7 protein-coding genes are annotated in these 7,825 nt (G+C 63.4%); 3 read left to right on the top strand and 4 right to left on the bottom strand.

Going from position 1 to position 7,825, the window contains the following annotated elements; translation table 11 throughout:
* Nucleotides 1–191: 191 nt before the first annotated feature.
* Nucleotides 192–1,832, bottom strand: coding sequence for an argininosuccinate lyase (locus NFX52_RS28600; RefSeq protein ID WP_082437475.1), 1,641 nt, complete (start codon nucleotides 1,830–1,832; stop codon nucleotides 192–194).
* Nucleotides 1,833–2,005: 173 nt separating this feature from the next.
* On the opposite strand from NFX52_RS28600, the gene NFX52_RS28595 reads away from it, so the two are divergent.
* Both NFX52_RS28595 and NFX52_RS28590 read left to right on the top strand, forming a co-directional pair.
* Nucleotides 2,006–2,950 (top strand): LysR family transcriptional regulator, encoded by a 945-nt coding sequence (locus tag NFX52_RS28595; protein WP_238385637.1) that lies wholly within the window; start codon nucleotides 2,006–2,008, stop codon nucleotides 2,948–2,950.
* Between the two features lie 147 nt (nucleotides 2,951–3,097).
* On the top strand, nucleotides 3,098–3,634 hold the full coding sequence (locus tag NFX52_RS28590; protein WP_055398790.1) for a HEPN domain-containing protein: 537 nt from the start codon (nucleotides 3,098–3,100) through the stop codon (nucleotides 3,632–3,634).
* A 12-nt stretch (nucleotides 3,635–3,646) separates the two neighbouring features.
* Here the strand turns inward: NFX52_RS28590 and trhP are convergent, their stop codons facing one another.
* The 3 genes from trhP to NFX52_RS28575 form a co-directional block, all read right to left on the bottom strand.
* Complete coding sequence (trhP, locus tag NFX52_RS28585) at nucleotides 3,647–5,065, bottom strand: prephenate-dependent tRNA uridine(34) hydroxylase TrhP (protein WP_055398793.1); 1,419 nt, start codon at nucleotides 5,063–5,065, stop codon at nucleotides 3,647–3,649.
* Between the two features lie 36 nt (nucleotides 5,066–5,101).
* Nucleotides 5,102–6,037 (bottom strand): tRNA 2-thiocytidine(32) synthetase TtcA, encoded by a 936-nt coding sequence (ttcA, locus tag NFX52_RS28580; RefSeq protein WP_055398795.1) that lies wholly within the window; start codon nucleotides 6,035–6,037, stop codon nucleotides 5,102–5,104.
* A gap of 284 nt (nucleotides 6,038–6,321) precedes the next feature.
* A complete protein-coding gene (locus tag NFX52_RS28575; RefSeq protein ID WP_055398798.1) occupies nucleotides 6,322–7,386 on the bottom strand; it encodes a homocysteine S-methyltransferase family protein in 1,065 nt (354 codons plus the stop codon).
* 150 nt (nucleotides 7,387–7,536) lie between these two features.
* Here NFX52_RS28575 and NFX52_RS28570 point away from each other — a divergent pair, with 150 nt between their 5' ends.
* Nucleotides 7,537–7,719 carry an HTH domain-containing protein gene (locus NFX52_RS28570; protein ID WP_055398800.1) on the top strand — a complete coding sequence of 61 codons (183 nt, stop codon included), beginning with the start codon at nucleotides 7,537–7,539 and terminating at the stop codon, nucleotides 7,717–7,719.
* The last annotated feature ends 106 nt before the right edge of the window (nucleotides 7,720–7,825 follow it).

Raw genomic sequence — 7,825 nt, 5'->3', positions numbered from 1 at the left:
AGCGCGGCAACCGCCGCAGCCGCTATGGCGACCGCTAACGCGGCGGGAACTCGGAAGCGTTGCTGGGCTTTCGATGTCGTGCTCATGTGTGTTGACTCCCTTCGCGATGGGCGTCAGTATCGCCCGCCCGGGAGACCCACTCCGGTCGGGCCCTTCGGCCTGTCTGAAGCACACAGCCCGCGAGCCCACACTCAAGGCAACGACTTCACACCCTCAAACGCCGCATTCAAGGCTGCCTCAGCCGCCAGCAGCCGCTGCCGCGCTTCGCCCGACCACACGCGGTCTTTGGCCAGGGTGTCCTTGGCAACGGTCGCCATGCGCGTGACCTCCTGCGGCTGCGGCCCGCCTGTGCCGGTGCGGGTGGTCACCATGTCTGCAGGCGACAAAGCGCGGCGGAATGCGGCTTCACCCAGCGGCAGGCGCTGGTCCTTGAGGTCGTATTTCTTGCCCGCTTCGCGGTAGATGCGCACGGCTTCGGCGTACGGGAAATCCTTGGGGCGAATGTTGCGCTCCTTGGCAAACACCACCACGTCCGACGCAAAGTGGTGACCCACGCGGAACGGCACACCATGGCTGCGCTGCAGCGCTTCAGCCAGCTCCATCGAAGTGGTCCACTCGGATTCGAGTTCGTCCAACGCGCGTGCGGGGTCGATGCGCAATGAGTCCAGCACATCGGCAAACTGCTGCAGCATCTCCACGCCCTGCACAAAGGTCTTGGCGCTGGTCGGGCTCCAGGTGTTCTTGTAGTCGATCATGCCGGGCGTGACGTTATGCGCCCGCCACAGTGACGCCTGGGCTGAGGCCACCACATCGCTGGCCTTGGCTCGCGTGTTCTGGATGATGCCGGGGTTGGCCTTTTGCGGCATGGCGCTGCTGGTGTAGGTCTTGCCGCTGGCCAGCAGCAGCCAAGGCCGCGTCTGGTGGTACTGGGTGTGCACATCCTGCATGAAGGCCCCCACGCGGATGGCGGTGGAGCTGGCGATGGACGTGGCCTCGATGGGAATGTCGTAGGTGCTGATCTGCCCTGCATCCAGCGAATTCACGATGAGCCCGTCGAACCCCAGCAACTGCGCCAAGCGCTCGCGGTTGATGCCCCAGCTGGAGTTGGACAGCACCGCCGTGCCCATGGGGCTGAGGTTGATGCGGGCATAGGCCTCGCGAATGCGCGCCGAGTCGCGCGCGAACGAGTCGGCCCAGGCCATGAGGTAGTGCCCGTAGCTGATGGGCATAGCCTGCACGCCGTTGGTGTAGGCGGGCACATAGGTGGCGGTGTGTGCCTGCGCCGTGGTGATGAGCCGTGCGCGCACCTGGTCCAGCGCATCGGCAAAGTCCAGCATTTCCAGACGCAACTGCGCGGCATTCAGGGTGGAGTGGATGTCCTGGCGGCTGCGCCCGGTGTGGATCAGCGTTGCCTCCGGGCCCACTGCATCCGTGATAATTTTTTCGACCTGCAGCACGTCGGTGGGGCGCTTGCCACCGGGTGTGGTGGCCTGGGTGATCGACAGATCAACACCGCGCGCGATGCGACCCGCCTGGGCCTTGGGGATGACGCCCTGCTCGGCATTTACCACCGTCGATGCCATGTTGATGCGACCGAACCAGTAGAACGTGTCTTGCGACTTGGACAGCGCGCTGGTGGCGTCCCCTTTGACCACCCCCTGGATCTTGGCCACCTGCGCCTGGCACTCGGCCGTGGTCTTGCACGCGGTGTCGAGGGTATCGGCCGCGTGGGCATGGCCCATGGCGAAGATGGCGGCCATCACCGGGGCGATGAGGAAACGGGACGGGCGCGAGGTGATCTCGCCCAAGGTGGGGCGCTGCAATGACGGCATGGGTTTTGTCTCCTGAGTTCCTGCGCACTAGCTTGCGCATCTGCGGGAATAAGATTCGTTAGTTGAATGAACCCGGGCAGGCTTGCGTCCACCCGAAGGCACGCGATCGTTGCACAGCAGTCACCACAGGGCCAATGCTTCTTTTTCAACAAGATTCAAATTTTGAATACCCCATGCCAGACCTGACGCCCTCCGTCCTGTTCAATCGCATCCTGGGCCGTGTGCGCCTCAAGCACCTGCAGTTGGCGATTGCGATTGCCGACCTGCAAAGCCTGCACCGCGCGGCCTCTGCCATTGGCCTGAGCCAGCCCGCAGCGACGCATGCGCTGGCGGAGCTGGAGAGTTCTATGGGCGGCGCCCTCTTTGAAAGGCACGCCAAGGGCATGCGCTTGACCCGCCTGGGTGAGGCGGTTCTGCCACTGCTGCGCGCTTCGCTGGTGCCCCTGCAAGCGGCTGCTGGCAACGCGGCGCTGATGCAGCAAGGGGCAGCGTCCGCGCTGATCCGCATCGGCAGCATCGCGGCGGGCATCAACGGGTTGCTGACGGCCGCCATTCCGGCCTACTGCGCCCTGCACCCGAGCGCCGCCATCGATGTTCACGAAGTCACCATCGACAACCTGCTGGAGAGCATCCAGGAAGGAACCCTGGACCTGGCGATCTGCCGCGAACCGACCCCGCTGCCGCAGGGGTTCCAGTTTCACGCCGCGCTGCCGGATGAATTCGTCATCGCTTGCCGCCCTGAGCACCCTTTGGCGCAACAGGCAATCGTCACGGGCGATGAACTGCTGTCACAACGCTGGCTGGCCCCGCCGCTCACGGGGCTGGGGCCTCAACAGGTGGATAGCCTTTTTGACGATCTGGGCGGGGTGCCACAGCTGTGCAGGGTGTCGAGCCGCTCGACGGAAATCATCTATGCGATGCTGGCGGAAAGCGACATGCTGGTCTGCGTGCCAGCGAGTCTTTTACGGCCCTTGGTAGAGCGCAAGGATCTGTCGGTTCTATCGTGGAAACCGCAGAGGGTGGGGCCGCTGGGAGTATTGGTCAGAGCGGATGTGTTTGCAAACAGCGCGCATCCTTGTCGTGCGTTTATTGAGTGCGTGATTTCTGTTTGGGGATGACAGTGGCAGATCGTCTGGTCTGCCGACTTTCGCTGAAACTCACCTACCATCTCGCGCTATTGCTACATACCGCATCGAGGACCATTGATGGCCGCATAGCATTGGGTGCGACTACATATATTCAGGCATCACAGTACAACACCCGATATGTCCCGCGCCTCAAATATTTTCCTAAGCTCAATCGAAGACGCAAATACGCTTCTTGCTCATTTCGACACCCTTCATAAGCAGAACGCGGAAACTGCCGAAGTCTTAAAACGGGCGGGCCTTGTCATGGCTCTCACAGCGTGGGAGACGTACGTTGAAGATAGAGCGATCGAGGCTGTAGCCGCGAGGCTCAAGGCGGTGAACGGCAGCCCAATCGGCACCTTTGTCAACAACAAGCTCAATGAGGAATTGAAGCGCTTCCACAACCCAAATTCAGAGAAGACGCGCAAACTGTTCCTCGACTATTTGCAAGTCGATGTCTGCGCTGGCTGGAAGTGGCTGCACTACGATCCGGCTACCGCAAAGAAAACGCTCGATGAACTCATCGGCCGCCGGGGTGATGCGGTCCATCGCTCGAAACCGGTTTCCACTGGAGCGCCAGCGCCACACCTGGTCAAACGCGACGACTTGGAGAAAGCGATTCGGTTCCTGAAGGGCCTCGTAGAGGCCACTGACCGTGCGCTCGAAGGAGAGTGACGGACCCACCGCTCACGCGGCCAAAGCAGGCTCCGCCTCCACCACCCGCGCCAGCAGCGCGCCACTGTAGCGCGCAGGCAGTGGAATCCACACGCGCACGGGGCTGCCCTGGGCGACCTGCACTGGCTGGCCTTCCACGTTGCGCATTTCGTGCAGCCGCACGGTGATGTTGCCGCTGGGGTGCACCACCTCGATCAGGTCGCCCACGGCAAAGTGGTTCTTGGTTTCGACCTGTACCCAGTCTCCTGACAGCCCCACATCGGCCTGCCCCTCAGCACCCAACACCTCACCCACATACTGGCTGCGCTGCGTGGCCGAGTGGCCGTTGATGTAGTTCTGGTAGTCGTTGCTAGGGCGGCGCTCCAGCAGGCCGCCGGTGTAGCCGCGGTTGGACAGGCCCTCCAGCTCGATCAGCAGCTCGGGGTTGAAGGGGCGGCCCGCCACGGCGTCGTCGATGGCGCGGCGGTAGACCTGGGCGGTGCGGGCCACGTAGTACAGGCTCTTGGTGCGGCCTTCGATCTTGAGCGAGTCCACGCCGATCTGCGCCAGGCGCGCCACGTGCTCCACCGCGCGCAGGTCCTTGCTGTTCATGATGTACGTGCCGTGCTCGTCTTCCATGATGGGCATCATCTGCCCGGGGCGGCCGGCCTCTTCGATCAGGTAGACCTTGTCGGCCTTGGGGTGGCGCTCGCCGTTGCCGGTGGTCGATGCAAACGATTGTTCGGCCTTCTGCTGCGCGGCCTCGAAGTTGAAGTCGCCTTCCATCTTCTGCGCAATGGCTTCGCCCGTGGTGGGGTCGATGTCGGCGTCGTGCGTGGCGTAGTTCCAGCGGCAGGCGTTGGTGCAGGTGCCCTGGTTGGGGTCGCGGTGGTTGAAGTAGCCGCTGAGCAGGCAGCGGCCCGAGTACGCAATGCACAGCGCGCCGTGCACGAACACTTCCAGCTCCATGTCGGGGCATTCCTGGCGGATTTTTTCGATCTCGTCCAGGCTGAGTTCGCGCGAGAGGATGATGCGCTCCACACCCATCTTCTGCCAGAACTTCACCGCCGCCCAGTTGGTGGTGTTGGCCTGCACCGAGAGGTGCACCACCTGCTCGGGCCATTTTTCCTTGACCATCATGATCAGGCCCGCGTCGGCCATGATGAGGGCATCCGGCTTGCAGTCGATCACGGGCTCGATGTCGCGCAGGTAGGTGCGGATCTTGTCGTTGTGCGCAATCAGGTTGCTGGTCACAAAGAACTTCTTGCCGCGTGCGTGGGCCTCGTCAATGCCTTGCTTGATCTGCTCCAGGCGGAACTCGTTGTTGCGCGCGCGCAGGCTGTAGCGCGGCTGGCCTGCGTACACGGCGTCGGCACCAAAGTCGTAGGCGGCGCGCATCTTGTCGAGTGAGCCGGCGGGCAAGAGCAGTTCGGGGGCTTTGAGGGTGGTCATTGGGTGGCCCAATCTAAAAATCGTCGGGGGTCGGGTTCAGCGGGGCATCAGGGGCAGGCCCGCGAGCATGCCCACGGCCTGCGCAGGCAGTTCTTCGGCGTCAAAGGCCTTGTCACCATCAGCGTCGGCCACGCCGTTGGGTACCAACCCCTTGAAGTCGAACTGGCGCGGGTCCATGAAGTGCGAGGGCACCAGGTTGCGCAGCGCCACGGCCATGTTCTCGATGCGGCCGGGGTACAGCTGCTGCCAGTCGCGCAGCATCTGGCCGATCTGCTTGCGCTGCAGGTTCTCCTGGCTGCCGCACAGCGTGCAGGGGATGATGGGGAATTGCTGGATCTGCGCCCAGCGTGCCAGGTCGTCCTCGGCCACGTAGGCCAGCGGGCGGATGATGAGGTGGTCGCCCCGGTCGCTCTGCACCTTGGGCGGCATGCCCTTGAGCTTGCCGCCAAAGAACATGTTCAAAAAGAAGGTCTGCAGCATGTCGTCACGGTGGTGGCCGAGTGCAATTTTGGTGCAGCCCAGCTCGTCGGCCACGCGGTACAGAATGCCCCGGCGCAGGCGGCTGCACAGGCTGCACATGGTCTTGCCCTCGGGGATGTGCTCTTTGACGACGCTGTAGGTGTCCTGCGTTTCGATATGAAAGGGCACGCCCACCTTCGCGAGGTAGTCGGGCAGCACATGGGCCGGAAAGCCGGGCTGCTTCTGGTCGAGGTTGACGGCGATCAGCTCGAACTTGTGGCCGTTGCGCTGCTGCAGCAAACGCAGCACGTCGAGCAGGCCGTAGCTGTCCTTGCCGCCCGACACGCACACCATCACCTTGTCACCGTCTTCGATGAGGCCGAAGTCAGTGATGGCCTGCGCGACCTGGCGCACCAGGCGCTTTTCGAGCTTGAGCGCGGCGTGGGCGGCGGCTTTTTGAGCAGCATCGTTGGCAGGTGCCGTGTCGGCGGGCAAGATAGCGTTGTCGATCATGGTGGGCTGCCTGGAACGGCACTGCGTTGCCGCACTTCAGAGCGGCAACAATTGCTATTAATTAGATAGCACCTGGCGCTTGACCATCAAGCGCCAGGTGCCAATTTTCCTACAAACCGTTCATTCAGCGCGAATCTCTCACCCTTGGGTGGGCGTTGCAAAACCCGCAGCGCGCAAAACCGGCGCGGCCCAGACCAAAGGCCGCCGCGCAAGGGCCGCCCCGCCGCGCTGGCGGCGTCCCCCTTGGGGGAAGGCGCCGCAGGCGACTCAGGGGGGCAGCTACTCTAGGCTTCTGCTGGGTAGAACATCTTGCGGGTGGGCACGTTCTCGACTGCCTTGGCGATGGCGCCGATGTGGTCCGGCGTGGTGCCACAGCAGCCGCCCAGAATGTTGACCAGCCCCTCGGCCGCGAACTCATGCACCAGGCGGCTGGTGATTTCTGGCGTTTCGTCAAAGCCGGTGTCGCTCATGGGGTTGGGCAGGCCGGCGTTGGGGTAGCAGCTGATGAAGGTGTCCTCGGCCACGCGGTTCAGCTCCTGGATGTAGGGGCGCATCAGCGTGGCACCCAAGGCGCAGTTCAGGCCGATGGCCAGCGGCCGCGAGTGGCGCACGCTGTGCCAGAAGGCCGTGACCGTCTGGCCCGAGAGGATGCGGCCCGAGGCATCGGTGACGGTGCCGCTGATGATGAGCGGCAAGCGCTCGCCGCTGTTTTCAAAGAACTCGTCGATGGCAAACAGCGCTGCCTTGGCATTGAGCGTGTCGAAGATGGTCTCGACCAGCAGCACGTCGGAGCCGCCCTCGACCAGCGCTTCCACCTGCTCGTAGTAGGCGGCGCGCAGCTGCTCGAAGTCCACATTGCGCGCGCCGGGGTCGTTCACGTCGGGGCTGATGCTGGCCGTCTTGGGCGTGGGGCCGAGGGCGCCTGCGACAAAGCGGGGCTTGTCGGGCGTGCTGTACTTGTCACAGGCGGCGCGGGCCAGCTGGGCAGATTTCAAATTCATCTCGCGCGCCAGGTCGGCCATCTTGTAGTCCTCCTGCGCGATGGTTGTCGCGCCGAAGGTGTTGGTCTCGATCAGGTCGGCGCCTGCGGCCAGGTAGCGCTCGTGGATGTCGCGGATCACATCGGGCCGGGTGATGCTGAGCAGCTCGTTGTTGCCCTTCACGTCACGCGGAAAGTCCTTGAACCGGTCACCTGCCCCATCCGGGCCGTTGTAGCCTTCGCCCCGGTACTGCGCCTCGCCCAGCTTGAAGCGCTGGATCATGGTGCCCATGGCGCCGTCAAGGATGACGATGCGTTGGGCGAGGATGTCGGGCAGTTGCGCGGCGCGCGTGTAGTGGAGGGCTTGCATAGGCCGCTATTGTAGAAAGCGCGGCCTGGTGCAACAGGATCGAAAAAAATCCTGCTTTTTCTCACCCGCCCCTGCAAACGACATGGTTTGGCAAAACGAGTCCCTACGATTCACCCATCGCTTTCCAAAGAGCCAAGAACAACAGCTGATATGAGCACCAAGAAAACCTCCGCCCAAACCGTCGCCTTCCGGCTCACGAGCATGCTGCGCCGACTCAATGAAGGCAAAAGGCTACGCCCCGAAGAACTGGCCAAGGAGTTTTCCGTCACGCTGCGCACCATTCAACGCGATCTGAACGAGAAGCTGGCCTTTCTAGGAGGCCGTCGGACTTGAGCCGCGCGGGTCTATTGCGTCGACCCCGCAGCGCCGTTCGCGGCGGCGCGAGGCGGAGTCTGCCTTTTCGACTCGGCTGAGACCGCTGCGAGTCGCCCAAGACCCG

It is taken from the genome of Acidovorax facilis (assembly GCF_023913775.1).
Taxonomy (GTDB): Bacteria; Pseudomonadota; Gammaproteobacteria; order Burkholderiales; family Burkholderiaceae_C; genus Acidovorax; species Acidovorax facilis.
This window is presented reverse-complemented; position numbering and strand designations above follow the sequence as displayed.